Source organism: Sphingobium sp. RAC03, assembly GCF_001713415.1.
GTDB lineage: Bacteria > Pseudomonadota > Alphaproteobacteria > Sphingomonadales > Sphingomonadaceae > Sphingobium.
Genome location: NZ_CP016456.1, coordinates 284,870 through 310,036 on the forward strand (window position 1 = coordinate 284,870; position 25,167 = coordinate 310,036).

At 64.3% G+C, this 25,167-nt stretch carries 24 protein-coding genes and 1 tRNA gene; 11 read left to right on the plus strand and 14 right to left on the minus strand.

Going from position 1 to position 25,167, the window contains the following annotated elements:
• Nucleotides 1-24 precede the first annotated feature (24 nt).
• Entirely contained in the window at nt 25-489 is a 465-nt protein-coding gene (locus tag BSY17_RS05980) for a MaoC family dehydratase (protein WP_069066815.1), read from the plus strand.
• 129 nt (nt 490-618) lie between these two features.
• Here BSY17_RS05980 and BSY17_RS05985 read toward each other — a convergent pair whose 3' ends face one another.
• On the minus strand, nt 619-810 hold the full coding sequence (locus tag BSY17_RS05985; protein WP_069064812.1) for a hypothetical protein: 192 nt from the start codon (nt 808-810) through the stop codon (nt 619-621).
• Nucleotides 811-933: 123 nt separating this feature from the next.
• Nucleotides 934-2,718, minus strand: a complete 1,785-nt coding sequence (gene mutL / locus BSY17_RS05990) for a DNA mismatch repair endonuclease MutL (RefSeq protein ID WP_069064813.1) — start codon at nt 2,716-2,718, stop codon at nt 934-936.
• A gap of 173 nt (nt 2,719-2,891) precedes the next feature.
• Between mutL and BSY17_RS05995 the strand changes: the two genes are divergently transcribed.
• The 6 genes from BSY17_RS05995 (at nt 2,892) to BSY17_RS06020 (ending at nt 8,766) form a co-directional block, all read left to right on the plus strand.
• Nucleotides 2,892-3,938 carry a rod shape-determining protein gene (locus BSY17_RS05995; protein WP_037472083.1) on the plus strand — a complete coding sequence of 349 codons (1,047 nt, stop codon included), beginning with the start codon at nt 2,892-2,894 and terminating at the stop codon, nt 3,936-3,938.
• Nucleotides 3,939-3,969: 31 nt separating this feature from the next.
• The gene (gene mreC / locus BSY17_RS06000) at nt 3,970-4,887 is read left to right on the plus strand and encodes a rod shape-determining protein MreC (protein WP_069064814.1); all 918 of its coding nucleotides are present in this window, start codon (nt 3,970-3,972) and stop codon (nt 4,885-4,887) included.
• Nucleotides 4,884-5,411, plus strand: coding sequence for a rod shape-determining protein MreD (gene mreD, locus BSY17_RS06005; RefSeq protein WP_069064815.1), 528 nt, complete (start codon nt 4,884-4,886; stop codon nt 5,409-5,411). Before mreC ends, mreD begins: the two co-directional genes overlap by 4 nt.
• Nucleotides 5,408-7,447 carry a penicillin-binding protein 2 gene (gene mrdA / locus BSY17_RS06010; RefSeq protein ID WP_069064816.1) on the plus strand — a complete coding sequence of 680 codons (2,040 nt, stop codon included), beginning with the start codon at nt 5,408-5,410 and terminating at the stop codon, nt 7,445-7,447. The genes mreD and mrdA overlap by 4 nt, the downstream gene beginning before the upstream one ends.
• A complete protein-coding gene (rodA, locus tag BSY17_RS06015) occupies nt 7,444-8,556 on the plus strand; it encodes a rod shape-determining protein RodA (RefSeq protein ID WP_069064817.1) in 1,113 nt (370 codons plus the stop codon). Before mrdA ends, rodA begins: the two co-directional genes overlap by 4 nt.
• Before the next feature lie 134 nt (nt 8,557-8,690).
• Nucleotides 8,691-8,766 (plus strand) — tRNA-Lys (locus tag BSY17_RS06020).
• A 433-nt stretch (nt 8,767-9,199) separates the two neighbouring features.
• On the opposite strand, the gene BSY17_RS06030 is transcribed toward BSY17_RS06020, so the two are convergent.
• Nucleotides 9,200-9,619: an acyl-CoA thioesterase gene (locus BSY17_RS06030; protein WP_069064819.1), complete on the minus strand. Its 420-nt coding sequence runs from the start codon at nt 9,617-9,619 to the stop codon at nt 9,200-9,202.
• Nucleotides 9,620-9,803: 184 nt separating this feature from the next.
• Here BSY17_RS06030 and BSY17_RS21505 point away from each other — a divergent pair, with 184 nt between their 5' ends.
• Nucleotides 9,804-9,962 carry a hypothetical protein gene (locus tag BSY17_RS21505; protein ID WP_171899195.1) on the plus strand — a complete coding sequence of 53 codons (159 nt, stop codon included), beginning with the start codon at nt 9,804-9,806 and terminating at the stop codon, nt 9,960-9,962.
• A 69-nt stretch (nt 9,963-10,031) separates the two neighbouring features.
• On the opposite strand, the gene BSY17_RS06035 is transcribed toward BSY17_RS21505, so the two are convergent.
• The 6 genes from BSY17_RS06035 to BSY17_RS06060 form a co-directional block, all read right to left on the minus strand.
• The gene (locus BSY17_RS06035) at nt 10,032-10,685 is read right to left on the minus strand and encodes an outer membrane protein (RefSeq protein ID WP_037480931.1); all 654 of its coding nucleotides are present in this window, start codon (nt 10,683-10,685) and stop codon (nt 10,032-10,034) included.
• Between the two features lie 171 nt (nt 10,686-10,856).
• The gene (locus BSY17_RS06040; protein ID WP_069064820.1) at nt 10,857-12,248 is read right to left on the minus strand and encodes an L-serine ammonia-lyase; all 1,392 of its coding nucleotides are present in this window, start codon (nt 12,246-12,248) and stop codon (nt 10,857-10,859) included.
• A gap of 3 nt (nt 12,249-12,251) precedes the next feature.
• Entirely contained in the window at nt 12,252-16,427 is a 4,176-nt protein-coding gene (locus tag BSY17_RS06045; protein WP_069064821.1) for a translocation/assembly module TamB domain-containing protein, read from the minus strand.
• Nucleotides 16,427-18,493 (minus strand): autotransporter assembly complex protein TamA, encoded by a 2,067-nt coding sequence (locus tag BSY17_RS06050; RefSeq protein WP_083217059.1) that lies wholly within the window; start codon nt 18,491-18,493, stop codon nt 16,427-16,429. Before BSY17_RS06050 ends, BSY17_RS06045 begins: the two co-directional genes overlap by 1 nt.
• 110 nt (nt 18,494-18,603) lie before the next feature.
• Nucleotides 18,604-19,083: a DUF1465 family protein gene (locus tag BSY17_RS06055; RefSeq protein ID WP_069064822.1), complete on the minus strand. Its 480-nt coding sequence runs from the start codon at nt 19,081-19,083 to the stop codon at nt 18,604-18,606.
• 110 nt (nt 19,084-19,193) lie between these two features.
• Nucleotides 19,194-19,373 (minus strand): YdcH family protein, encoded by a 180-nt coding sequence (locus tag BSY17_RS06060; RefSeq protein ID WP_043151224.1) that lies wholly within the window; start codon nt 19,371-19,373, stop codon nt 19,194-19,196.
• A 188-nt stretch (nt 19,374-19,561) separates the two neighbouring features.
• On the opposite strand from BSY17_RS06060, the gene BSY17_RS06065 reads away from it, so the two are divergent.
• A complete protein-coding gene (locus tag BSY17_RS06065; RefSeq protein WP_069064823.1) occupies nt 19,562-19,720 on the plus strand; it encodes a YdcH family protein in 159 nt (52 codons plus the stop codon).
• Nucleotides 19,721-19,888: 168 nt separating this feature from the next.
• Here the strand turns inward: BSY17_RS06065 and BSY17_RS06070 are convergent, their stop codons facing one another.
• The 5 genes from BSY17_RS06070 to BSY17_RS06090 form a co-directional block, all read right to left on the minus strand.
• Nucleotides 19,889-20,257 (minus strand): PilZ domain-containing protein, encoded by a 369-nt coding sequence (locus tag BSY17_RS06070; protein ID WP_069066817.1) that lies wholly within the window; start codon nt 20,255-20,257, stop codon nt 19,889-19,891.
• A 66-nt stretch (nt 20,258-20,323) separates the two neighbouring features.
• The gene (gene dksA, locus BSY17_RS06075; protein ID WP_069064824.1) at nt 20,324-20,788 is read right to left on the minus strand and encodes an RNA polymerase-binding protein DksA; all 465 of its coding nucleotides are present in this window, start codon (nt 20,786-20,788) and stop codon (nt 20,324-20,326) included.
• 538 nt (nt 20,789-21,326) lie between these two features.
• The gene (locus BSY17_RS06080; protein WP_069064825.1) at nt 21,327-21,896 is read right to left on the minus strand and encodes a hypothetical protein; all 570 of its coding nucleotides are present in this window, start codon (nt 21,894-21,896) and stop codon (nt 21,327-21,329) included.
• Nucleotides 21,897-21,902: 6 nt separating this feature from the next.
• Nucleotides 21,903-22,175, minus strand: coding sequence for a hypothetical protein (locus BSY17_RS21510; RefSeq protein ID WP_171899183.1), 273 nt, complete (start codon nt 22,173-22,175; stop codon nt 21,903-21,905).
• Nucleotides 22,176-22,275: 100 nt separating this feature from the next.
• Nucleotides 22,276-22,716: a host attachment family protein gene (locus BSY17_RS06090; RefSeq protein WP_069064827.1), complete on the minus strand. Its 441-nt coding sequence runs from the start codon at nt 22,714-22,716 to the stop codon at nt 22,276-22,278.
• 95 nt (nt 22,717-22,811) lie between these two features.
• Here BSY17_RS06090 and serS point away from each other — a divergent pair, with 95 nt between their 5' ends.
• The gene (serS, locus tag BSY17_RS06095; protein WP_069064828.1) at nt 22,812-24,230 is read left to right on the plus strand and encodes a serine--tRNA ligase; all 1,419 of its coding nucleotides are present in this window, start codon (nt 22,812-22,814) and stop codon (nt 24,228-24,230) included.
• Between the two features lie 135 nt (nt 24,231-24,365).
• On the plus strand, nt 24,366-25,130 hold the full coding sequence (gene surE, locus BSY17_RS06100) for a 5'/3'-nucleotidase SurE (RefSeq protein ID WP_069064829.1): 765 nt from the start codon (nt 24,366-24,368) through the stop codon (nt 25,128-25,130).
• Nucleotides 25,131-25,167: the final 37 nt, after the last annotated feature.

Genomic DNA, 25,167 nt, shown 5'->3' on the forward strand with positions numbered 1-25,167 from the left:
CATTGCAAAAGGATAGGCATGGCGATGGATGACATTCTCTATTTCGAAGACATAGAGGTCGGCGACAGCTTCGCCTTCGGGCCGCTGACGGTCACGCGCGAGGAAACGATCGCCTTCGCCGCCGAGTTCGACGCCCAGCCCTTCCACCTGTCCGATGAGGCCGCGGCGACCACCCATTTCGGCACCTTGTCGGCCAGCGGGTGGCACACCACCGCGCTGTTCATGAAGATGTTCGTGACCGAGATGCAGAGGAATCCGGGGCGACAGGCGGCGAGCTTGGGCGCGATCGGCGTCGATGAGCTACGCTGGCTCCGCCCACTGCGCCCCGGCGACACGCTGCGCGGCACAAGCGAAGTGATCGACAAGAAAGCCTCGAAAAGCCGCCCGGAAATGGGAATTGTGCGCAACAAGGTGACGATCCTCAACCAGGACGATCAACCCGTGCTGACGATGATCCCGATTGCGATGTGGCGCACAAGGCCGGTGTGAGGCTGAGGTGAGTTGCGGGTCTGTCTGAGAGCGGTCACCCCCGCTCAACCAACTTTTCTACGCCGCGATGGGTAGGCTGTCCCGGAGTAGGGACGGCCGTGTCAACATAACCATGTCGAATTTTAATGGTTAGCTGCCGTCGGTCTTCTGCTTTGCCCCAAAGGCCAGCCAAATCAGTAGCGCCACGGCGACAACCGCAGAGGGAGTATCCCTCCACTCATCTGAGAAGCCGCGCCAAACGGCAAAACGGGAAAATGCGAGCGCACTAATCATGGCCGACATCAGCAAAACTGTAACGGTCAGATAACGGCGTTGCGTCATGCGGCTCAACTCTGGTGCTATGATTGCTCATGGTCACACGAAATCATAATGGCCGCAATGGGGCGATAGCGGAAATCAGAAATTATGGCTGTTTCGCCGTTTATCCGGCATTATACGCCACGCCTATTTCCGCCCAAACAGTTTCTCAATATCCCCATGACCCAGTTTTACCCAAGTCGGTCGACCATGGTTGCACTGGCCCGATCGCGGCGTCACTTCCATTTCTCTGAGCAGCGCGTTCATTTCCGCGACGCTCAGCACGCGGCCAGCACGGACCGATCCGTGGCAGGCCATGGTTGCGGCGACGAGGTCGAGCCGTTCTTTCAGCGACAGGGCACTATCATAGGCAGCGAGATCATCGGCAAGGTCCGTCACCAGTCCCTGCACGTCCGACTGGCCGAGCATCGCAGGTACGGCACGGACCAGCATCGCGGATGGGCCGAAGCGTTCCAATTCCAGCCCGAAATCGCGCAGTTCCGGCGCGCGGGCTTCCAGACGGTCGCAGGCGGGCTCTTCCAGTTCGACCACTTCGGGCAGCAACAGCGCTTGGCTGGCAACCCCCTGCCCCTCCATCGCCCGGCGCATCCGTTCCAGCGTCAGCCGTTCATGCGCGGCATGCTGATCGACGATGACGAGGCCATCCTCCGCCTCCGCTACGATATAGGTGCGCGCCACCTGCCCGCGCGCGACGCCCAGCGGGAAGCTCTGCCCTTCCGGTGCCGGAGCAGCGGCGGGTTCAGCGCGGGCCTGGGGCGGCGGCGTCAGGAAATTCGACCGGCGGTCGCCGAAAGACGACGAGGCCAAAGGATTATAGCTGACCGATACGGCGTCGAAAATCGGCATCGCGCCGATCGGCGTTGGCGAGACCGGCTCGGCGCGCCAGGCGGACAACGCGGCCGGATCGGCATTCTGGACGGCGCGAAAACCCTCCGCATCGAGCGCGCGGCGCAGGCCGGACACGATCATGCCCCGGATCATCGTAGGATCGCGGAAGCGCACCTCGGTTTTGGCGGGATGGACATTGACGTCGACGTCGAGCGGCGGCACGTCAAGAAACAGGGCGACCACGGGATGCCGGTCCCGCGCCAGCATGTCGGCATAGGCCCCGCGCAGCGCGCCGATCAACAGCCGATCCTTTACCGGGCGTCCATTGACGAACAGATATTGATGATCACCCACCCCCCGATTGTAGGTGGGGATTGAGGCAACGCCGGACAGGCGCACGCCTTCGCGTTCCAGGCTGACGATCACATGATTGTCGGCCAAGGCTCGATCGGTCAGCGCGGCCACCCGTTCCTCCCGCGCCTCACCCGCCTGCACGCCCAGCGTGCGGCGACCATCATGTTCGAGTGCGAACGCAACCGCGGGATGTGCCATTGCGAGACGGCGGACGATGTCGAGACAGGCGGCATATTCCGCCTTGGCCGAGCGCAGGAATTTGCGCCGGGCGGGCACTTTGGCGAAGAGTTGCTCGACGGTGACGCGAGTGCCGGGGGGCAGCGCCGCCGGCCCTTCGGCGACTAGCTGGCCATTATCGACGGTGCGGCTCCACCCGTCCGCACCCGCAACCCGGCTGTCGATGGTCAGCCGCGCGACGCTCGCAATGGAAGGCAGCGCCTCCCCCCGGAAACCGAGAGTCGCCACATTTTCAATGGCATCGTCGTCGGGCATCTTCGACGTGGCATGGCGTTCCAGCGCCAGCGCCATGTCCGCCGAATCCATGCCGCAGCCATCGTCGCTCACCTCGATCCGGTCCAGCCCCCCGCCCGACAGGCGGATGGAGAGCCGAGTCGCGCCCGCGTCCAAAGCGTTTTCGACGATTTCCTTGAGCGCGCTGGCGGGTCTTTCGACCACTTCACCGGCAGCGATACGATTGACCAGATGTTCGGGCAGGCGGCGTATTGACATTGATTAGGGACTAGCCCAATCGGTCGCTTTCCGCGACCCGCGACGCCAAATATTTTGCACTGCACAGGATGACTGAACAGGGCAAAAGCCATGCGGCGCAGCGGACGAGCGGAACAGCTTTCCGACCGGTCCCCTGTCGCGTCGCGGGGACGGCGGGCGATACAGGATAAGGCATGTCGATCTTCTCGCGTCTCTTCAAATTCACCTCGCAGGATATGGCCATCGACCTCGGCACCGCCAATACGGTGGTCTATGTTCGCGGTCGCGGCATCGTGCTGAACGAACCGTCGGTGGTGGCGGTCGAGACGCTGAACGGCGTCAAGCGGGTGAAAGCCGTGGGCGTAGACGCCAAGCTGATGATGGGCAAGACCCCGGATTCGATCGAGGCCATCCGCCCCTTACGCGATGGCGTGATCGCCGACATCGACGTCGCCGAACAGATGATCAAGCATTTCATCACCAAGGTCCATGGCGGCAAGCATAGCCCTTGGCGCGCGCCGGAGATCGTGATCTGCGTGCCTTCGGGTTCGACCAGCGTCGAGCGCCGCGCCATCCGTGACGCGGCCAGCAATGCCGGCGCGCGCCAGGTGTTCCTGATCGAGGAGCCGATGGCCGCCGCAATCGGCGCCGACATGCCGGTGACCGAGCCGATCGGTTCGATGGTCGTCGATATTGGTGGTGGTACGACCGAAGTCGCGGTGCTATCTCTGCGTGGCCTCGCTTACACCACCAGCGTCCGCGTGGGGGGTGACAAGATGGACGAAGCGATCGTCTCCTTCGTGCGTCGTCATCATAATTTGCTGATCGGCGAAGCCACCGCCGAGCGCATCAAGAAGCAATATGGCATCGCCCAGTCGCCCGCCGATGGCGTTGGTGAGACGATCCATATCAAGGGTCGCGACCTGGTGAATGGCGTGCCCAAGGAAATCTCGATCAACCAGGGTCAGATCGCCGACGCGCTGGCCGAGCCGATCAGCACGATCGTTGAAGGCGTGCGGATCGCGCTGGAAAACACCGCGCCCGAACTGGCGGCTGATATTGTCGATCAGGGTATCGTCCTGACTGGCGGCGGCGCGCTGCTCAAGGGGCTGGACGATGAATTGCGCGACGAAACCGGCCTGCCGGTGACGATTGCCGAAGATCCGCTGACCTGCGTCGCGATCGGCACTGGCCGCGCTATGGAAGATCCGATGTTCCGAGGCGTCTTGCAAACCGCCTGATCCGACGGGCTTTTTCGAAAGGGACGCGTAGATGGCGCGGCCACCCAGCCTACGCCCCGGCATCAACCGAAGGGCGCAATATAGCCTGTTCTTCGGCTATGTCGTGGCGGTCGGCGGCGCTGCGGCCGCCCTGCTGCTGGTCGTGGTCGCCATATTCGATCCCACCGGCTTTGCTGGCCTGCGCACCGCGACGGCGGAACTGACCCGACCGCTCTCATCGGGCCTGCGCAATATGGTCAGCGGCGTCAGCTCGGTGGACGAGGTGCTGGCCTCCTATTGGCGGGCGGGATCGCAGAATGTCGCGCTGCGGCGGCAGGTGGAAGCCGATCGCAATCGCATCATCGAAGCAAAGGCGATCGCCCAGGAAAATGCCCGGCTCAAGAAGTTGCTGCGTCTGGTCGATGCCGACCAGAGCAGCCTATTGACCGCACGGCTCATCAGTTCCTCGTCCAGCAGCGCGCGTCGTTTCGCGCGGCTCAACGCCGGGCGTTGGCAAAGCGTGCGGCCTGGCATGCCGGTGCGCGCCGCCGAAGGGTTGATCGGCCGTGTCCACAGCACCACGCCCAACACCGCCGAAGTCTTGTTGCTGACCGACACCGGCAATATCGTACCAGTCCGCCGCGCAAATGACAGCGTGCCCGCCATTTCCACTGGTGCGGGTGACGGATCGGTGGAGATCCGCGCACTGTCCGCGGGACGCAATCCGTTCAAGCCGGGCGACCTGCTGGTCACATCCGGCATCGGTGGCATCTATCAGCCCAATATCCCGGTCGCCGTGGTCGTGCGGGTCCAGGGTGAGATCGCTTGGGGCTTCCCGCTCGCCAACCCCTCGCGCGTCGATGCGGTGGTGGTCGAACGCCCGTTCGAGGATGTTGTGACCCGGCCCGATCCTGCCGCCGAAGCATTGCCGCCGGAGGACGCCGCACCCAGCAGCACGGCCGCGCCATGATCGACCGCCATCTTCGCCATGTGTCGCGCCTGGGCAAACATCCCTCGCGTTTCCGCTTGGCCGGGACGCCGGTGATAACGGTGATGATCGGGTCGCTGGCGGCCGCGCTGCCGCTGATCGCGCAGTCGCCGGTCATGCCGCCCTTTGGCCTGTTGCTGCTCCTGTCCTGGCGCTTGCTGCGCCCTGAACTGTGGCGCGCCTGGATCGGCCTGCCGCTTGGCTTGTTCGACGACATGGTCAGCGGCCAGCCGATCGGGTCGGCTATGTTCCTGTGGACGGTGACGCTGCTGATGATCGATGCGGTCGAACATCGCATGGTGTGGCGCAGTTATCGGCAGGACTGGTTAATTGCGGCCATCGCCATTATCTTCTGCATCGCCACCGGTCTGTTTTTCGCGCGGATTACAGGTGGCGGCGAAGTGAGGTTGCTGTTGGTCGCGCCGCAGATGCTCTGGACGATATTGTTATTTCCCTTCGTCGTCCGGCAATGCGCCCGGATCGACCGCTGGCGCGTGATGGCATGAAATTTCCCCTGCTCAAGCCCAAGAGCGTCACCGAAGCCAGCCAGACCTTCACCTTTTCGCGACGGACGATGGTGCTGGGGGCGATCCAGGGTGGCATCGGCGCGATGCTGGCGGCGCGCATGGCCTGGATCAGCGTCGCGGAAAATGAAAAATATGCGATGCTGTCGGAAAGCAATCGCGTCAATCTGACGCTCATTCCGCCGCGTCGGGGCTGGATCATAGACCGCAACGGTCGCCCGCTTGCCAACAACCGCACCGATTTTCGTGTCGATCTCATCCCGCAACGGGTGGTCGATGCCGAAGGCACGATCCGCCACCTGGCCCAATTGCTCAGCCTGGAATCGGACGAGGTCGAGCGTATTCGCGAGGAACTGGACAAGTCGGCGCGTTTCCGCCCCGTCCAGGTATCCGACAAGTTGACCTACGAGCAATATGCCGCGGTCAGCGTCCGCCTGCCCGACTTGCCCGGCGTCGCGCCCAGCCAGGGTTTTTCGCGCTATTATCCGGCCGGCTCCACTGTCGGTCATCTGCTGGGCTATGTCGGTCCCGCGACGGCGGAGGATTATAAGGAACGGCGCGATCCGCTGCTGATCACACCGGGATTCAAGGTCGGCAAAGACGGGCTGGAAAAGGCGTTCGACCAGCATCTGACCGGTAAGCCCGGTGCCAAGCGGGTGGAAGTGACCGCGCGTGGCAAGATCGTGCGAGAACTGACCACCCGCCCCGACATGCCGGGCAATCCGATCAAACTGACGATCGATGCAGGCTTGCAGGAATATGCGGGCCGTCGTCTCGCGACCCAAAGCGGGTCGGTGGTCGTGATCGACTGCGCCAATGGCGACGTGCTGGCGATGGCATCGATGCCCAGTTTCGATCCCAACAGCTTTTCCGACGGCATCAGCCAGTTGGAATGGGCGATGCTGTCGCAGGACGACCATGTGCCGCTGCGCAACAAGACGTTGCAGGGTCTCTATCCCCCAGGATCGACCGTCAAGCCTATGGTGGCGCTAGCGCTGCTGGAGGCCGGCGTCGGGCCGCAGGAGACGGTAGGGTGCGCCGGTGCCATCAGGGTGGGCAACACGCTATTCCACTGCCACAAGCGGCGCGGCCATGGCGCGGTCAACATGCGCACCGCCATCGCGCAAAGCTGCGATATCTATTTCTATCAAATGGCCCAGCGCGTCGGCATGGACCGCATTGCCGAAATGGCGCGGCGGTGCGGCATGGGCCAGCGCTTCGACCTGCCTTTCCCCAGCCAGAGCTATGGCACCGTGCCGGACCCGGCGTGGAAGGAAAAGAAATATGACCAGAAATGGCAGGTCTACGACACGGTGAATGCCACCATCGGTCAGGGCTACATGCTCATCAACCCGCTCCAGATGGCAGTGATGGCGGCACGACTGGCGACGGGCAAACAGTTGATGCCCAACTTCCTGCATGGCGCGAAACGCCCTGCCCCCGCCTCTGTGGGCGCTTCGGATGAGCATCTCGCGGTCATCCGCGACGCGATGAGCGCCGTGGTCAATGGCGGCGGTACAGGCGGCGCGGCGCGGATGGCCATTCCTGACGTGCTGATCGCGGGCAAGACCGGCACCGCACAGGTACGCCGCATCACCATGGCCGAGCGCGCAGGCGGGGTCCGGCGCGACGCATCGCTTGCCTTCAAGCTGCGCGACCATGCCCTGTTCCAGGGCTTCGCGCCGTTCGACAATCCGCGCTATGCCGTCGCCTGCATCATCGAACATGGCGGCCATATGATCCGCAATGAGGATGCGCCGATGATCGCCAGCGACACCCTCTCTTATTTGTTCGACCCCAAGAAGGCGACGGAGAAGCTGGAAACGCTGGAAAAAGGCTGGGGCGGGACGCCGACCGAACGGCAGGCGCGGCAGATGGCGGCTTTTCGCTTGGCGCGCGCGATCGAACGCGGCGAAGTGCCCCCGCCGGTCGCCGACAATGGCAGCAATGCTGCCGATGCGGATAATGGTGCCGTCGCCGCACCCTCACCCGTCAGCAATGAGAGCGATGCACCATGAGCCTCGTGCCGCAGCCGCTGACCCAATTTCCCTGGCGCGTCATGGCCTTGCTGCTCGCGATCGCGACCTTCGGTACTCTGGTGCTCTACAGTGCGGCGGACGGCAACATCTTCCCCTGGGCCGTCAACCAGTCGGTACGCTTCTGCATCTTCTCGGCCATGGCGCTGGTCCTTAGTCGCATTCCGATCGAGCTATTCTCGCGCTTCGCTTTTCCCGCCTATGGCAGCGTGCTCATCGCCTTGATCCTGGTCGAATTGATCGGCGGGGTCAGAGGCGGGAGCCAACGCTGGATCAACCTCGGCTTCATGCTGCTCCAGCCGTCGGAGTTCATGAAGCCGATCATCGTGCTGGCCGTCGCGCAATTCTACGCCAGGCTGCCTGTAGGAGAAATTCGTCGCTGGAACGCGATCTGGCCTGCGCTGGTGCTCATCGGTCTGCCCTGGTCGCTGGTACTGATCCAGCCGGATCTCGGCACCGCCACGATGATCCTGGCGGGCGGCGTGACGGTCATGTTCCTCGCCGGACTGCCGCTACGCCTGTTCGTCGGCTCTGGGCTGGCGCTGGCCGCGATCGTCCCGATCGCCTTCAGCTTCCTGCACGACTATCAGCAAAAGCGCGTCCTGATCTTCCTGGACCCTGAAAGCGATCCTTTGGGTGCCGGCTATCATATCAGCCAGTCGAAGATCGCGATTGGTTCCGGCGGCATTTGGGGCAAGGGCTTCCTGCAGGGCTCACAAAGCCATCTCGACTATCTGCCCGAAGGCCATACCGATTTCGTTTTCGCCACCATGGCGGAAGAATGGGGCCTGGTTGGCGGCATCGTTATGATCGGTGCCTTCATGCTGCTGTTCCGCTGGGGCCTGCGCGTGGCGATGCGGACCCCCGACAAGTTCGCGCGCCTGGTCGCGGCGGGGCTGACCACCACCATTTTCTTCTATGTCGCGATCAACCTGATGATGGTGATGGGTCTGGCACCGGTCGTCGGCATCCCCCTGCCCTTTATGTCCTATGGCGGGTCGTCGATGCTGACGGTCATGTTGTGCGTGGGCATCATCATGGCCATCGACCGCAGCAACCGCCGCAGCAGCGGGCATAGAAACTGGGCGTGAGGCCGGTGCGATGTCACGGCGCTGAAACTTTTTGCGCCGCAACGCAATTTAGGGTTTGCGAATCCGGCCGACGCTGCTAATTGCCCGCCCACGCCAACGGACACTGGCTCTTCCAGACAGTCCGATGCCGGTGTGGACGCATAGCTCAGTTGGTAGAGCAGCTGACTCTTAATCAGCGGGTCCTTGGTTCGAGCCCAAGTGCGTCCACCATATTTTCAACAGGTTTGCTTACCCCTGCTGGGGCCACCTTCTTAGAGGGGCGGCAATTAAGACGGCGCGGCGAAGCCGAGGCGATTGGGATCGTTTGGGATCGTTCGCTCCCATTATGCGTGCCAATGTGGCACGGCAGGCCGTCAAGTCGTCGCCTTGCTTAGCAAGCTGATCCTCCACAAACTTGATCCCGCCCTCGTAGTACGGGCCGAACTTGGTGGACAGGGCAATGAACTTCGCCTTGGCGGTGACGTCCTCATACAAAAGCTCGATTATGGTTGGCGGGACGCCTCCCCCGCCCGTCCTGAGCACGGTCAGCCGCGTCCAACCGTTGCACTTCAAACGTGAATCCACATTCCCGCTTTCGCGGGAATGACGAGGGGAAAGACGGCGGTGTGGGTCGCCGCCGTTTGGTCTTCCCCGACACCCGTGCCTATTGCGTGGCCTTTTTTTCGTCCGGGGCGAAGAAGTGGTCGATGACGTCGCGGGTCAGTCGCGCGGGGCGCAGGCTGCTGGCGTCTATGCAGCACCAGCTGGATTTGACTTCGGCCAGCACTTCTTCACCGCGACGGATGATGGTTTCGTAGAAGGCGCGTGCGCCCTGCACCTTTTCCAGCAACACGGTGGCGATCACGTCGTCGTCGAGGAAGGTGGGTTTGCGATAGGTGATTTCATGCTTGAGCGCGACCCAGAGGTGCCCGGCGACGGCCTCCGACGGGGCCAAAGCGCGCCAATGGTCCAGCACGGCTTCCTGCACCCATTTGAGGTAGCTGGCATTGTTGACATGACCCATGAAGTCGATGTCGGCGGCATCGATGCCGATGGGATATTGATGGGGAATCGCGTTACTCACATCAGTGTCAATATCATCCTTGCGCCCGTCGCGCTAGGGGAATGCACCTTAGGACGGCGATGCTGCGCGGCGCTGAGAAATTGTCCCCCTGCTTCACCGGCTTATGCTGCATTGCAGCAAATGGCGTTGACTTGGGCGGGCTATTCTTCATCCTGACGGGACCGAAATGATGGAGGGAATCATCATGGCGATCACGAGCGACACGGCGGCCCAGGTGGCTGCGCAACTGACCCAGGCATGGGCGATCCGGTCCGGGGTGAAGAAGCCCGATCCGACCAAGCCGATCGAGGATCAGGTCATCACCATCTACAAGCGGTTTCTGGACACGGTGCAGAAGGGCTGAGCGATAGTGTCGTAAAATGGTGAAAGGGGCCGGTCTTGTGAACCGGCCCCCTCCCTTGTTTAGCGGCTTTTAGAAGCGCCAGCCAACGCTGGCGACGACCTGATGCCGGTCGGTGTCGATGCCGAAATCTTCGGTGGTCGCGCCATTGGCGAACTCGATATTGGCGTCGCTATATTTGGAATAGCGATATTCCACCTTGGCGAAGGTGTTGGTGTTGATCGCGCGTTCCACGCCGCCACCGATGCGCCAGCCGTCCAGCTTGAACGCGGTGTCGGTGGTTTGGTCGGTGTTGCCGGCCAGCACGTTCAGCTTGCTGTTGGTATAGCCGCCCTTGACGTAAACCAGCGTCGAGGGGTTGGCGAGGATACCAGCGCGCGCGCCGACATAGAGGTCACGGCCCTGGCTGACGCGGCCGAACCCGAACTGGTCGGTGGGATCGCGACGATCGGACTTGGCGGTGGAGTCGGTCCACTCGCCTTCGACGCCGACCACGGCGCTGCCGAGGTTCACGTCGTAACCGGCGCCGATGCCGTAGAGCAGACCGTCGATCGACTGGTCATCGCGGTCGTTATTATTGTCGACATCGCTGCCGGCACCGACATGATCATAGCCCAGGATCGCTTCGACGCGGGGACCGGTGAAGGTCGGGCCGACATCCTGTGCCATGGCGGGGGCGGCGACTGCGGCGCTGCCGAGAAGGGTTGCGACCATCAACTTACGCATATTCTAAACTCCATTGTCATCCCCCTGCAGGGGAGAGACGCTGAAAGCCGCGAGGAGCCGTAAGTTTCATGAACCTAAGATAAACAAGGACTTATGTTGCAGATATGACACAAATACTGTCGTTTCATCGCAGATTTGACGGCGCAAAGCGACGAATGGAAGGGAACCGGCTCAGCATTCCACGACGTTGACGGCCAAGCCGCCAAGCGAGGTTTCCTTGTAGCGGCTGGCCATATCCTCGCCGGTCTGGCGCATCGTTTCGATGACGGCATCGAGGCTGACGATATGATGGCCATCGCCCTGCAGCGCGAGATAGGCGGCGTTGATCGCCTTGACCGCGCCCATGGTGTTGCGTTCGATGCAGGGGATCTGGACGAGGCCGCCGATCGGATCGCAGGTGAGGCCGAGATTATGTTCCATGCCGATTTCGGCGGCATTTTCGACCTGGCCGTTGGTGCCGCCCAGCACGGCGGCAAGGCCTGCGGCGGCCATGGAGCAGGCGACGCCGACTTCGCCCTGGCACCCCATTTCGGCGGCGGAGATGGAGGCGCGCTTCTTGTAGAGGAAGCCGATGGCGGCGGCGGTGAGCAGGAAGCGGCGCTCGCCATCGCGATCCGCGCCGGGGACGAAGCGGCGATAATAATGCAGCACGGCGGGGATGACGCCCGCCGCGCCATTGGTCGGCGCAGTGACGACGCGGCCACCGGCGGCATTTTCCTCATTCACCGCCAGCGCGAACAGGCTGACCCATTCGAAAATCTGCGCCGGGCCAAGCGCGTCCTGTTGCAGGCGTAGGCGTTGGTGAATGGCGCGGGCGCGGCGGCGGACCTTGAGGCCGCCGGGGAGTAGTCCCTCCTGCTGGAGGCCGCGGTCGATCGAGACGCTCATCGCGTCGATCACGCTGTCGAGGAAGGCGTCGGTTTCCGCCTGGGTGCGCCAGGCGCCCTCGTTGCGCAGGACGAGGGTGGCGATGGAGAGGCCGGTGGCCTCGCCCTGCGCCAGCATCTCTGCGCCCGACGAGAAGGGATAGGGCTGGACGACATTATGGCCGAGCGGGGCGTCGTCAGTGACGCGCTCGCCGGGCAGCACCGCGCCGCCGCCGATCGAATAATAGTCGCGCACCAGCGGTTCGCTTTGCCCGTCGAGCCAGGCGGTGAAGCGCATGCCGTTGCTATGGGCTTCGAGAAAGTCGCCCATGTGGAAGATCAGGTCGCGCGCTTCTTCGAAGGCGATCCACTGGTCATGGGCGCTGCCCGCGCGGATGCGGCCATCGGTGCGGATCGCGGCGAGGATGGCGGGGATGGTGTCGGGGTCGAGCGCTTCGGGGCTGTAACCCGACAGGCCGAGCAGGATCGCCGTGTCGGTGGCATGGCCGCGCCCGGTCAGTGCCAGCGAGCCGTAGAGATCGCAGGAGACCCGCACCGGCTGCGCGGGGAGAGAGTCCATGAACAGGCGCGCGGCGCGCATTGGGCCGACCGTATGCGAGCTGGACGGGCCGATGCCTATGGTGAACAGGTCCATGACGCTGATCGCGGCGGCGGCGTCGATGCGGGATTTGGTGATGGCTTAATAATCCCGCGACACGCGGACGTTGGCGCTCTGGCGACCGAGCGTCGAGATGGCGCCGAGCAGCGACAGCCAGCGGGTGACCTGATATTCGATGCGGGTGGCGCTATAGCCCTGCCCGTCGGTGATGAGTTCGACATAGGTTTTGCGGGTGAGATATTTGCCCGCGGCGATCGACGTGCCCTGCCCCTGGGTCGGATCGGCGGCGATGATGCGCAAGCGGTCCAGCCCCGCCGCCTTGCGCACGGCATTGATCGGGTCGAGTCCGCCGCCGCCCTGGAGCGAGCCGACCGCCGAGGCGAGTTGCAGCGCTTCGGGCGCGGACAGGTTGGTGATCGACGTGCCGAACAGGATGCGCGAGAGCAGTTCGTCCTGCGGCAAAGCGGGGATGCTGTTGAAAGTGATGTCGGGTTTTAGGCCGGTGCCGCCGACATGGATGGTGGCGGTCAGGTCGCTGACATCGGCGACGGCGTCGATGTCGAGCGTCGGGTTGGTCGGCGTCTTGCCATCGAACTGGATGCGCCCTTCGCGCAGTTCGAAGCGGCGGCCGGCAAATTCATAATTGCCGCGCACCAGCTCGGCACGCCCGGCAATGGCCGGGTTGGTGACGGTGCCGCCCAGGTCCAGATCTGCGCGCCATTCGCTGTCGAGGCCAAGGCCGGTGACGGTCAGGCGGTTGCGCGCGCGCGCCTTGATCGCCAGCGCCCAGGGGACGGTGGTGCGGAGCGTTTCGATTTCCTCGCCACGCCGGTTGATTTCAACGACGCGCAATTCGGGGATGGCGGCGACGGCGGCGGCGCGGCCCAGCGTGAAGCGGCTCTTGTTGAGGATGACATCGCCGCCGATCGTCCCGCCCGTGCCATCGGATCGCAGGGTGATGGGGCCAGTGACGGTCGCGGCGATATCGTCGCGCTCCAGCAGTGCGGCATTATCCGCCTGCATCGCCAGGTCCATGCCGACGCCCGCTATGCCGTTGAAGGTGAAGCGGCCGGTGCCGGTGACCGACCCGCCATTTTGCGAGGCGGCGGCGAAGCTGGAAATGACGAGTTGCGCGCCGGAGAAGCGGCCGCGTGCCTTGACCTTGGCCAGCCGCATGCCGGTGACCGGGCTGTTGATCGTGCTGTTATCGGTCGCAAAGGTGCCCGTGATGCGGGGATCGCCCAGCGTGCCGCGCATGTCGGCGGAGACGTTGACCGGGCCGCCCATGTCGACAATCTCCACCCCGGTCAGCCGCCACAGCGTATCGGCCGCGCCGCTATAGCGGAGCTGCGCGAACAGGGGTGCGGCGTTCAGCCGTTCGACCAGATTGCCGGTGCGGCCAAGCGGGGTAAGCAGCGCCTGCCCCCGGCCGATCGTCTTGCCATCAGCGACGAACACCATGCGGGTTGCGAGGCGATCAGCGCCCAGCGCCGCGTTGACGCCGACATCGACGGGACGCGAGCTGAGCGACAGGCCGGAGCGCGACAGGCCCCGCAGGCGCAGTTCCGCCGTGCCGGTGGGCAGGCCGCCGCGCGGCTGCGCATAGCTGAGCGAGCCGGTGGCGATGCCGCCCAGCCCCAGATTGTCATAGGCGATGTCGAGCAGGCCAAGCGGCAGCTTGTCCATGCGCGCTTCGATATGGTTGGCGGTCGCGCCCAGTTCGCCCGACAATTGCAGCGACCCGCCCGCATAGCTGATCGTCGCGGGCGACAGACGCCAGCCATCGTCGGTGCGGGTGAGCAACGCCGCGCGGGTCAGCCGGATCGGCCGCTTGTCGATCGTGCCGCCAGCGGTGAGGCGGATGCGATCGGCATCGACCTGCGCCTCCCCCTGCAGTTCGAACAGGCGGCCGCGCTGGCCCGACAGGCTGCCGCGGATAGTGCCGCGCCCATCGACCAGATCGGCATTGGCGGCGAAGCGACCGACCAGCACGCCGCCGACGCGCAGCCCGCGCGCCTGCGCCGTCGCCTTGAGCGTGGTGCCCGACGGATCGAGCAGGATCGTCGCGTCGAGCGTGCCGCGCCGCACGGTGATGATCGTCGGCCCTTCGAAACTCGCGCCGTTGGCAGTCAGTTTGAGCTGGACCTGCTGGATGTCGCCCACCGGCTTGAAGCCGACATAGCCGGTGACGGGACCGCTGACCGCCAATTGACCGTCGAGGCCGCCGGTGACGGGGCGGATGTCGCCGCTGGCGGTGACGCCCGACACGGCGAGATTGGCGACGCGCACTACTGCCTGCCCGCCCTGGGGCAGCAGAATGACGCCGCGCCCGGTGAAGGGGCCGAGCGTCGATCCGCCCTCCGCCGTGTAGCTATAGCCATTGGCGTCGGGGATGAGATGGGCATGGACATCGCGCAGGCCCAGCGCATCCATCGGCCGGGCGAGCATCAGGTCGATCGTCGGCCGCTCGATATTGCCGTCGAGCGTCAGGGTGAGCGGGCCATATTGATCATGCTGCCCCTGGCCCTCCAGATGCAGCGTGCCGTCGCGAAAGCGTATGCCATTGCCCGCCAGCGTCAGCAGCGGCGCGGCGAGGCGCATGTTGGTGAGCGCCAGCGTGCCATCCGGCCGAAGCGTCAGGTCGCTGCGCGCCGTGGGCAGACCGCCGCCCAATGTCCGCAGGAAATCATTGTCCAGCCGCCGCACCCGTGCCGCCGCGCTGCCGCTAAGGCCAAAGCCGCCGTCGGCGCGGGGCATGGCGCGCAATTTAGAGGTGACATCGACCACCCCGAAGCCGCGGATCGCGAGGCCGACGATCTGGCCATCCAGGCCCATATCATAGCGGCCGGTCTTGAGATCAGCGAGGACGGTCAGCCTGCCGCGCAGCTTGTCGGAGCGCAGGTCCATGGGATTGCTGACGATCTGCTGCCCGTTGAGTTGCAGCATGCCGTCGAGCGCGAAATTGCGCACGATGCCTTCGACCAGATCCCCCTGCCCGTCCAGGCGGCGGGCGCGCAGGCGCAGCGGGATCAAGGTCGGGCCGGACCCAGCCGTGCGGCTCTTGCCTTCGGCGCGCACGTCGCTGATGCGGGCCTTGTCGAACGTCAGTTCGCGCGCGGTGAGCAGATATTCATAGCCAAGCTGCGCCAGCGGGCCATCGAGGCGGATCTTGGCGACGACATCGCGCCCGCGCATCGTCTTGAGCAAGGCTTCGGGGCGGGCGAGTGTGAGGTCGAGCCGCATATTGTCGAGCGCATTGTTGCGCAGATCGATCGCGCCATCCGCGGTCAGGTCGATCGCGGCGGAGCGCAGCGAGGCGGTGCCGTCGATCACCCGGTCGACCAGGGTGCCATTGGCGCGCACGGTCAGGCGGGGCGAGGACAGCCGCTGGATCAGGCTGCCCCCGGCGATGGCCGACCCCTCGACCGTGCCACGCGCCGAATAGGCACCGCTGCGCGCGGCAAGAACGAAGTCGGCGGCGGGTGCGGCATCGAGCGTGGCGGACAGGCGACCGTCCCACTGAGTCCAGCTACCCTTGCCACCGATGCGCAGATTGCCATCCTGTGTGAGCCCCGCCATCGTCGCCAGCACGCCGCCCTTGGGCGCGTTGACGGTGACGTCGAGGCGAAAGCGATCATCGTCGGGGCGGCTGTCGAGCGCGATGCTGAGCGCGTCGCGGCCATCGAGCGTGCGCGCGGCCAAATCGATGATCGCGCGGCCGCCGCGAATGTCGGCGTCGCCCGCGATGGTCGCGGTCTGGGCGCGACCGGTGACGCCGGGCGCGATCGCCAGCTGGCCGACCGAAAATTGCATCAGGCGAATGTCGAAGCCGGGCAGGATCGGTCCCTGCCGCTGGGTCGGATTGAGTTTCGGCAATTTGTGCAGGGTGGCGCGCGGGATCACCAGCCGGTCGATATCGAGCCGGTTGGATAGCCAGGCGAAGGGCCACCATTCCAGTTCGACCCTGGGCGCATCGAAGAAGCGGCCCTTGGGGTCGGCCAGGACCAGGTCGTGCAGGACCGCCTTGCGATAGATGCTGCCGTCGATCCGGCCGACGCTGATCTGCAGGCCCGACCGGGACTTGATGGTTGCGATGCGCGACACGAGGAAGCGATGCCCCGACCCGGTATCGAGCCAGGCGAGCGATCCCGCCACGATCAGCAGCAGCGCCGCGAGCAGCCCCGCCACCCAGCGTTGCCAGCGCCCGTCCCAGGCGCGGCGGCGGATCGGCGGAGCGGCGGGGACTTCGTCGGTCATCAGAAGGCCTGACCGAGCGAGACATAGACGGCGATCTTGGGATCGCCCGATTGCGGATTGATGGGCGTGCCGACATCGACGCGGATCGGACCGAAATTGCTGTAATAGCGCAGGCCAAGGCCAGTGCCGATGCGCAGGTCGCGGAAGCGCGGCAGGAAGCTCGTTGAGATATTGCCCGCGTCGATGAACGGCACGACGCCGAAATTGCCGAAGCGCACCCGCGCCTCCAGCGAAAATTCGGCGAGGCTCTTGCCGCCCACGGGATTGTCATCCTCGCCAAAGCGCGGGCCGATTGCCTGATAGCCATAGCCGCGCACCGATGCGCCGCCGCCCGCGTAGAAACGGCGCGATGGCGCGATCTGTTCGACGGTCGAGCCAAGGATGCTGCCGAAACGGGCGCGCGCGGCGACCACCAGCTTTTCGCCCACCGGCTGATAGAGGCTGCCGTCGAGCTGCACCTTGGCATAGCCGAAGGTTTCGTTTTGAAAGGAGAGTTCGGGGCTGATCCGCCCACCGAGGCGAAAGCCCTTGGTCGGGTTGAGCAGGTCGTCGCTGCCGTCATAGGTGAGGCTGAGCGGCACCGCGCCGATGAGGAAGGTGCGGCGTGAACCGCCGGAAAAGGCATCGGCTTCGTCCGATGCGATCAATTCCGCGCCGACGCGCCAGACCCAGTCCTTTTGGAACAGGATGTTGGTGGTCCGCTCCAGTGCGCCCGACAGGGTGATGGTCCGCGCATCAAAAGCTTCGCGTCGGATGTTGCTGACCGACAGCAGGCCGGTCAGCACATTGTCGCGGCGGCGGAAATTATTGCGGCGATAGGTGAAGGAGGCGGTCTGTTCCTGCGTGCCAACGACCCCGCGCACCGTCACTGCGCCTTCGGGCGGGAAGAAATTGCGATGCTGCCAGCTGACTTCGGCGCGATAGCCCTCGCCCGTGCCATAGCCCAATTCCCCGGCGATGGTACGCAGCGGTGCGGGACGGACGTCGATCGCCAGGTCGACATGCTCGCCATCGCCTGCATCCGTCGGCTTCAGCGTCACCGATGACACCAGGCCGGTCGCGACGATGGCGCGGCGCAGATCTTCCACATCGGAGGCCATATAGGGGTCGCCGGGATCGAAGCGGGCGATATTCTGGACATGGCGGGCGCTGAACAATTCCGCATTGCTCAGGCGGATCGCGCCGAAGGTGCGGTAGCCGCCGGGCGTGACGATGAGGTCGAGGTCGCCCTGTCGTTCCTCATGGTCGATCCGCACTTCGGGTTCGTCCACCTTGGCGAAAGGATAACCGCTTTCCGACAAGGCGGTGGCGAGCGCATCGCGCCCTTCGAGTATCTTGTCGGCATCGACCGGGTCGCCGACCTTGGGCGGGAAGGCGGCGCGCAGCGTCGGTTCGCGGCTGGCGGTTTCGGCGAGGCCCGCCACATCGACCGAGGCGAGCAGATATTGGGTACCGGGCGTGATGGCGAACCGCACGGCGAGCCGATCGCTGCCCGCTGGCGGGGCGGAGACGGCGCCGCGGATGCGCGCGGCATAATAGCCCTTGGCGCGCAGCAGCCGGTCGAGCAGGTCGCTATCTTCCTTGATGCGGCGGTTGATCTGGGCGAGGTTGGCGGCCTTGCTCTCGCCCTGGCGCAGGACCGACAGTTCATCGAAGCGCAGCTTGAACTGCGCATCGCTGATGGCGTCGATGCCGTCCAGCGCCACCGTGTAGCGGCGCTCTTCGCCGATTTCGGCAAAGGCGGCGACGGCTTCTTCCGGTTCGGCATCGGGGGTGACGATGGTAGCGGGCATGTCCGGCGCGGCGGTCTGCACATCGGCGGGATCGGCGGGCAGCGGTACGACGGTATCGGCCTGGCCCATGTCCGGCCAGTCGAGACCGATGTCGGGCATGGCGTCTAGCTGGGTATCGACATCGGACATGGTGCCGTCGGGGACGGAGGGCGGCGGCGACGCATCCTGCGCCCACGCAGCACACGGGGCGGCGAGCAGCAGTGGCGCAAGAAGGAGCCGGGCGGCTTGCGGGCGGCCAGCAAAGCGGCGTCGGGTCCGCAAACCATGGGTCATGGCGCGGGTCTAGACCAGATGCTGGCCCAAGCGCCAGTCCCATAGCGCCGATAAAGCGGGGTTTCGTCGCTATTTATCGCGAATTGCGCCGGGCCGGTATCGGGCCGACGTCAGAAGGCGGTGTTGAGACGATCCAGCAAGGCGCGCGCAGGGTTGATCATGGGCATGGCGAGCGAACCGGTCATGCGGTCGAGCCGATCCTGCAACCGCGCCACCCGGTCGTAAAGATCATGGCTTGCCTCGATCAGCGCGCGCGCGGCGAAGGGAAAGGTCGCCACCAGCAGCGGATCGCTTTCGCTGGCCTTTCCCAGCCGATATTTCTCGTCCGAGAGGTCCGCATCGCCGATCTCGCCGCGTTGCCAGGCGCGCTGGCTGAGCAGCCAGGCGATGATGTGCATCAGTCGGGTCGTCACCTTGAGCGATTCGCAGGCGAAGGCGACCCGGCGGAGCGGATCGTCCATGCCGTCTTCCGCTACGTCACGGCCGTCGAAATAGGATCGCGCCTCGTCGGCCATCAGCATGGCTTCGAGATAGAGGCCGTCCACGAGGCCGCGATGCAGACCGCGATCAAGAGATATTGCACTGGGCATGGGCGATCACTGACATGAATTTGCAACCTTGTCAGGCCCGACATTGCGCCCGTTTTGGCGTCCTGTCCCATTTAAGATCGGTTAGCGCGCCGTTAACCATGATCGCGCGGTCAGGCGATGATGTCGGGCACCAGTTCGTCTTCCAGTTGGGCGATTTCGTCGCGCAGCCGCAGCTTGCGCTTTTTCAGCCGGGCGATCTGCATCTGGTCGCCGCCGCCGCTATCGACCAGCGCGGCGATGGCCGTGTCGAGATCGCGATGCTCCACCCGCAACAGTTCCAGTCGGCGCATGATGTCTTCCCGGCTCACGGCGCTCCCTTGCATCCAAAACGTGGCAGATGGTGAACTGATAGCGGGGCGAGCCCATGCGGGCCATCGCAAATTTTCGCGCGACCATCGCAAAGCCCGAATCGACGCGAGACAAGGCGGACGAATCATGATTTACTTCTACGTCCATCACCCCTCGTAAGGAGAATGTCATGGAGAACAGCCATATTTCCGCTCTTTCGGCAAAGCATGCCGGCCTTGATGCCCGAATCAAGGCCGAAACGAGTCGGCCCATGCCCGACGCCACGTTGGTGGCTTCGCTCAAAAAGCAGAAATTGCGGCTGAAGGAGGAGATGTCGGCCAAGCATTAAGCCGCATCTTCGCCAGGGAGGAGGTCAGGATCCGGCAGCGTCCGACTGCCGATCCGACCTCACCCCAGGCCTGCATTCAAGACCCCGAAAAGCAAAACGCCCCGCATCCATGAGGATGATCGGGGCTATTTTATGCGATTGTGAGGCGCGCCGTGGGGCGCGGGGACGTCAACGGCGCAGAAGGGGATTGGTACGCAGATAGTCGGGCATCTGCTGTTGCGAGGAACCGGTCGATACCGGCTTGCGCGCGAGTTGCGGGTCGATCGGCGCATCGAAGGCGATGCCGATCTTGTCGTCGCGCGACCAGGCGACCACGCCGCTGACCTTGCCAACGCCGCGCAATTCAAATTCGACCCTGGCATCGGCCGGTATCGCACGCTCACAATCGGCCATCAGGCCAGTGGCGGACAGATTGCGGATGCGGGCCTTGCCCAGTGGCGCACCTTCGGGCGTGGCAAAACTTGTCAGCAGGAACAGGCTGTCGCGCGGCGCTGTGCGTGCCGGTCCCCGATCAGCGATATTCCGTTCGTCGTTCATCATCCAACCTGCGCGTAAAATGTCAGTAGAATGCCAAATGTCTACGCGCGAGGGATGGAAAAACCGTTAATCGTCGCGGGAGATTTTTTCGTGGCGTTCATGCCGTTCCTGCGCTTCGACCGTCATCGTCGCGATCGGCCGCGCTTCCAGGCGGCCCAGCGAGATCGGTTCGCCCGTGACTTCGCAGTAACCATATTCGCCATCGTCGATCCGGCGGAGCGCGGCTTCGATCTTCGAAATGAGCTTGCGCTGGCGGTCGCGGGTGCGCAGTTCGATCGACCAGTCGGTCTCGCTCGATGCGCGGTCATTGAGGTCGGGTTCGCGGAGCGGTTCGTTCTGCAGGACGGCGAGCGTGCCTTCGGAATCAGCCAAAATCTGCTTCTTCCAACTCCACAGTCGCTGGCGGAAATATTCCAGCTGGAGTGGATTCATAAACTCTTCGTCGGGCGAAGGACGATAGTCGGCGGGAAGCGTTACAGTCGATTTTGGCGGTTTTTCACCGTCTTTATCGGAATTTAGGACCGATGCCATGTTGGCTCTCCGACTCGCAAGGCCCCGGCGTTTCAACGACCGGTCGCCCGTGATAATGCATTGGGGGCGCTCATAGCCATCGGCTGGCAGCGACACAAGCGGCCATTCCAGAGACTCGCATGCGGGAGGGCGGATTTTTGTCCATGGGCGGACGGAGGGCGCTCCCGCCTCGCTCTTTACCCATCCCTCAAGCGCCGTTCCATAGTGGGACGTTAACCATATCGCTTCGCAAAAATATGGATTACCGCTCGACAGGCGACTGCTATTGAGGGTTAACGCCGTTGCAGTTAACGCTTTATTTTGCGTTGTTGCGGATAGGGAATACCCGCCAGCCTGTTTTCCGGATTTGCCGGTAGCGGGCGGCAAGGTAACATAAAAGAAGAGTGGAACCTATGTCGGTACGGATGGCATTGGCTAAATTATGCGCCTGCACGTGCGGCGGCGCGATCATTGGCGGCGGTGCCGTCCATGTGGCCGAAAGCGCGCGCCCGGCAGTGGTCCATAGTTCCAAAAGCACCAAGGCTGCGCCCAAGAAGCGCTATGCCGTGCGGACGGTGAAGCGCAAGGTGGTGAAGACCGCCATGACCTGCGCGCCCCAGACGGTGACCGTCACCAGCCAGCAGGCGCCCATCCCCCTGCCCGCTCCCATCCCGATGGCACCGGCAGAAATGCCGATGATGTCGGGCGGCGGCGGTGCCGTGCCGATCGTCATGGGCGGCGGCGGCGGATTTGGCGGCGGCGGCTTCATGGGCGGATTCTTCGGTGGCGGCGGTGGCGGCAGCGGCGGGGGTTCGGTCGTGATCTCCTCGACCAGCAGCTCGACCGGCGGCATCAGCAGTTCGACCAGTTCGACGACCGGCGGCGTGTCCACGTCTACCGGCGGCGTTTCGACCTCCACAGGCGGCGTGTCCACATCGACCGGGGGCGTTTCGACCTCGACCGGTGGCGTATCGACGTCCAGCGGCAACGTGTCCACATCGAGCGGTAACGTATCGACATCGTCGGGCGTCAGCAGCAGTTCGTCCTCGTCCAGTTCCAGCTCGTCGTCCTCTTCGTCCAGCTCCTCCTCCAGCAGTTCGGGTGGATCGAGCGGCGGCAAGCCCGACAAGCCAGATCATCCCGGTTCGACGGGCGGCAGCAGCGGGTCTTCGAGCAGTTCCTCGTCGGGCAGTTCCTCATCCTCGTCGTCCGGTGGCTCGTCCAGCTTCGGCAGCACCGGCAGCACGTCGTCCTCGACCTCATCGAGCAGCGCGTCGTCGAGCAGTTCCTCGTCCAGCGGTGGTTCGAGCAGCACGGGTGGCACCGATGTCCCCGCCCCGCCGATGGTGCTGCTGTTCGGCGCGGCCGCCGTCGCGCTGGTCGCGCGTCGTCGCTTTGCCGATCGCAAGGCGCAGGTCGCCGCCTGACGCTTTCGACACAGGTCACGAAAAAGGGCGGCTTCCGGTATCGGAGGCCGCCCTTTTCGTATGTGTGCCGTCAGCGCCGGATCAATTGTCCGCGATGATCTTTTCGATGTCGGCGATCGGATGGTTGACCAGATCCTTGGCGATCTCGCCGGCCAAGCGGTCCTGCACTTCCTTGTGATAATGTTTGCGCATTTCGCCCAGCGTGCCGGGCGGTGCGACGATGATCAGCTTTTCATAGTCGTTGGCAAAGGCGCGATGCATGAGGATGTCGGCGGCCTGCGCGGCGAACCGGTCTTCCTCCAGATCGTGGAAATTGGTTTCCGACATGGCGCTACGATGACCGCCGACCGAGTTGAAGGCGCGGCCGGGCGTGTCGGTGCCCTGATCGCGATCGGCCGGGTTGTCCTGCTTTTCGACCTGTTCGGTTTCCAGATTGGGGATGGCGGCATCGCCCTTGTTTCGGAAAAACAACATCTTGCGGCCGTCGGCTACCAGCACAAGTGCGCCTGGATCTATTTGCATCGCCTTTTCCTTCTCTCTTTTTCAGGGGATAGACCTGTAACGGATGACAGCGCGCAGGGTTGCGTGGCCGATCGCAGGGCGGCATAGGACTGGCCATGCACGACATCCGTTTCATCCGCGAAAATCCCGCCGCTTTCGACGCTGGCCTTGCCCGGCGCGGGCTGGCGCCCCTGTCCGCGCAGATATTGGCACTCGATGAGCAAAGCCGGGCGATCAAGACGCAGTTGCAGGTCGGCCAGGCCCGCCGCAACGAGGCGAGCAAGCTGATCGGCCAGGCCATGGCGGCTGGCGACAAGGACAAGGCCGAGGCGCTGAAAACCGAAGTGGCGGCGCTCAAGGACGGCACGCCTGCGCTGGAAGCGCAGGAGCGCGAATTGGGCGATGCGCTGACGGCGATGCTGGCCGCGATCCCCAACCTGCCGGCCGACGATGTGCCGGAGGGGGCGGACGAGGACGCCAATGTCGAGGTGAGCCGTTGGGGCACGCCCCGCGTGTTCGAGTTCGCGCCGCAGGACCATGCGGATTTCGGCCCGGCGCTGGGGCTGGATTTCGAGGGCGGCGCGAAGCTGTCGGGGGCGCGCTTTACCGCGCTGCGGGGCCAGATGGCGCGGCTGCACCGGGCATTGGCGCAATATATGCTGGACACGCAGACCGGCGTGAACGGCTATGAGGAAACCAATCCGCCGTTGCTGGTGCGGGATGAAGCGCTGTTCGGCACCGGGCAATTGCCCAAATTTGCCGACGATCTGTTCAGCACTTTCAGATCAGTGAGTTTAGGAGAGTTTATGGTGAATACCATAAATGCCTATCTGAATGACGAGAGAACAATTCCCGATGGCCAAGTAATTTCAAATGTGACGATTGAAGAAGAATATAAGTCTGATCCTGCCACCAGAAAAAATAGGCTTTGGCTGATCCCAACCGCCGAAGTGTCGCTCACCAATCTGGTGGCCGACCAGATCGTGCCGCTGGCCGAGCTGCCGGTGCGGCTGACCGCGCTGACCCCCTGTTTCCGTTCCGAAGCCGGGTCGGCCGGGCGCGATACGCGCGGGTTTATTCGCCAGCATCAGTTCGAGAAAGTCGAACTGGTCACCATCTGCGCGCCCGACGAGTCGCCAGCCGAGCATGAGCGCATGTGTGCGGCGGCCGAGGGTATCTTGCAGACGCTCGCCCTGCCCTATCGCAAGATGCTGCTCTGCACCGGCGACATGGGCTTTGGCGCGCGCAAGACTTGGGATCTGGAGGTGTGGCTGCCGAGCCAGGACACCTATCGCGAGATCAGTTCCGTCTCCAACTGCGGCGACTTTCAGGCGCGGCGCATGAACGCGCGCTACAAGCCGGAGGGTGAGAAGCAGACGCGCTTCCTGCATACGTTGAACGGCTCAGGGCTGGCGGTCGGGCGGACGCTGGTCGCGGTACTGGAAAATTATCAGCAGGCTGACGGCAGCGTGATCGTGCCAGAGGTGCTGGTGCCCTATATGGGTGGGGTGACGGTGTTGGAGCCGCGCATATGATCCTCCCCGGCACGGGGAGGGGTACCATGCGCAGCATGGTGGAGGGGGCGGGCCGCGGGCGCTGTGCTTGGGGCAATCCCCCTCCACCACGCCCTTCGGGCGCGGTCCCCCTCCCCGTGCCGGGGAGGAATTGATTTGCGCATTCTCTTGACCAATGATGATGGCGTGCATGCGCCCGGCCTCAAGGTGCTAGAGGCAATCGCGCGCACCCTGTCCGACGATATCTGGATCGTCGCGCCGAGCGAGGAGCAGTCGGGGGCCGGGCATAGCCTGACGCTGACCCGGCCGCTGCGCATCCGTCAACATGGCGAGAAACATTATAGCGTCACCGGCACGCCGACCGATGCGGTGATGATGGCGGTGGGGCATCTGATGAAGGACGCCAAGCCCGACCTTATCTTGTCGGGCGTCAATCGCGGGGCCAATCTGGCCGAGGATGTGACCTATTCGGGCACGGTCGCTGCCGCGATGGAGGGGACGATTTCGGGCATAAGATCCATCGCGCTGAGCCAGGTCTATGCCCGATCGGGGATGGGCGACGATGTGCCGTTCGCCGCGGCGGAAGCGTGGGGCGAGAAGGTGCTGCGCCCGCTGATCGCGCTGCCCGTGACCCCGCGCATGTTGTTCAACGTCAATTTCCCGGCGATCGACCCCGACGCAATCAAGGGCATCCGCGTAGTGCGGCAGGGCTTTCACGATGTCGATCGCACCAAGATCGTCGAGGGCACCGACCCGCGCGGCTATCGCTACTACTGGTTCTCACTGGGGAGCAGCGACGCGGTGCCCGAAGGCAGCGACCTGGCAGCGATCGCCGAGGGCTATATCACGGTCACGCCGCTGCATTACGACCTGACGCAGGACAGCGCCATGGCGGTGACGGCGGCTGCCTTCCGCGCCTGACCGGACGCGGCCAGAACAGGGGGGTGGCAAGTCGGCG

What these genes read in the sequence shown, in the direction of transcription:
- BSY17_RS05980 (WP_069066815.1), top strand. Translation starts at nt 25, where the DNA reads ATGGATGACATTCTCTATTTCGAAGACATAGAGGTCGGCGACAGCTTC.
- BSY17_RS05985 (WP_069064812.1), bottom strand. Translation starts at nt 810, where the DNA reads ATGACGCAACGCCGTTATCTGACCGTTACAGTTTTGCTGATGTCGGCC.
- mutL (WP_069064813.1), bottom strand. Translation starts at nt 2,718, where the DNA reads ATGTCAATACGCCGCCTGCCCGAACATCTGGTCAATCGTATCGCTGCC.
- BSY17_RS05995 (WP_037472083.1), top strand. Translation starts at nt 2,892, where the DNA reads ATGTCGATCTTCTCGCGTCTCTTCAAATTCACCTCGCAGGATATGGCC.
- mreC (WP_069064814.1), top strand. Translation starts at nt 3,970, where the DNA reads ATGGCGCGGCCACCCAGCCTACGCCCCGGCATCAACCGAAGGGCGCAA.
- mreD (WP_069064815.1), top strand. Translation starts at nt 4,884, where the DNA reads ATGATCGACCGCCATCTTCGCCATGTGTCGCGCCTGGGCAAACATCCC.
- mrdA (WP_069064816.1), top strand. Translation starts at nt 5,408, where the DNA reads ATGAAATTTCCCCTGCTCAAGCCCAAGAGCGTCACCGAAGCCAGCCAG.
- rodA (WP_069064817.1), top strand. Translation starts at nt 7,444, where the DNA reads ATGAGCCTCGTGCCGCAGCCGCTGACCCAATTTCCCTGGCGCGTCATG.
- BSY17_RS21505 (WP_171899195.1), top strand. Translation starts at nt 9,804, where the DNA reads ATGGCGATCACGAGCGACACGGCGGCCCAGGTGGCTGCGCAACTGACC.
- BSY17_RS06035 (WP_037480931.1), bottom strand. Translation starts at nt 10,685, where the DNA reads ATGCGTAAGTTGATGGTCGCAACCCTTCTCGGCAGCGCCGCAGTCGCC.
- BSY17_RS06045 (WP_069064821.1), bottom strand. Translation starts at nt 16,427, where the DNA reads ATGACCGACGAAGTCCCCGCCGCTCCGCCGATCCGCCGCCGCGCCTGG.
- BSY17_RS06050 (WP_083217059.1), bottom strand. Translation starts at nt 18,493, where the DNA reads ATGACCCATGGTTTGCGGACCCGACGCCGCTTTGCTGGCCGCCCGCAA.
- BSY17_RS06055 (WP_069064822.1), bottom strand. Translation starts at nt 19,083, where the DNA reads ATGCCCAGTGCAATATCTCTTGATCGCGGTCTGCATCGCGGCCTCGTG.
- BSY17_RS06060 (WP_043151224.1), bottom strand. Translation starts at nt 19,373, where the DNA reads ATGCGCCGACTGGAACTGTTGCGGGTGGAGCATCGCGATCTCGACACG.
- BSY17_RS06065 (WP_069064823.1), top strand. Translation starts at nt 19,562, where the DNA reads ATGGAGAACAGCCATATTTCCGCTCTTTCGGCAAAGCATGCCGGCCTT.
- BSY17_RS06070 (WP_069066817.1), bottom strand. Translation starts at nt 20,257, where the DNA reads ATGAACGACGAACGGAATATCGCTGATCGGGGACCGGCACGCACAGCG.
- dksA (WP_069064824.1), bottom strand. Translation starts at nt 20,788, where the DNA reads ATGGCATCGGTCCTAAATTCCGATAAAGACGGTGAAAAACCGCCAAAA.
- BSY17_RS06090 (WP_069064827.1), bottom strand. Translation starts at nt 22,716, where the DNA reads ATGCAAATAGATCCAGGCGCACTTGTGCTGGTAGCCGACGGCCGCAAG.
- serS (WP_069064828.1), top strand. Translation starts at nt 22,812, where the DNA reads ATGCACGACATCCGTTTCATCCGCGAAAATCCCGCCGCTTTCGACGCT.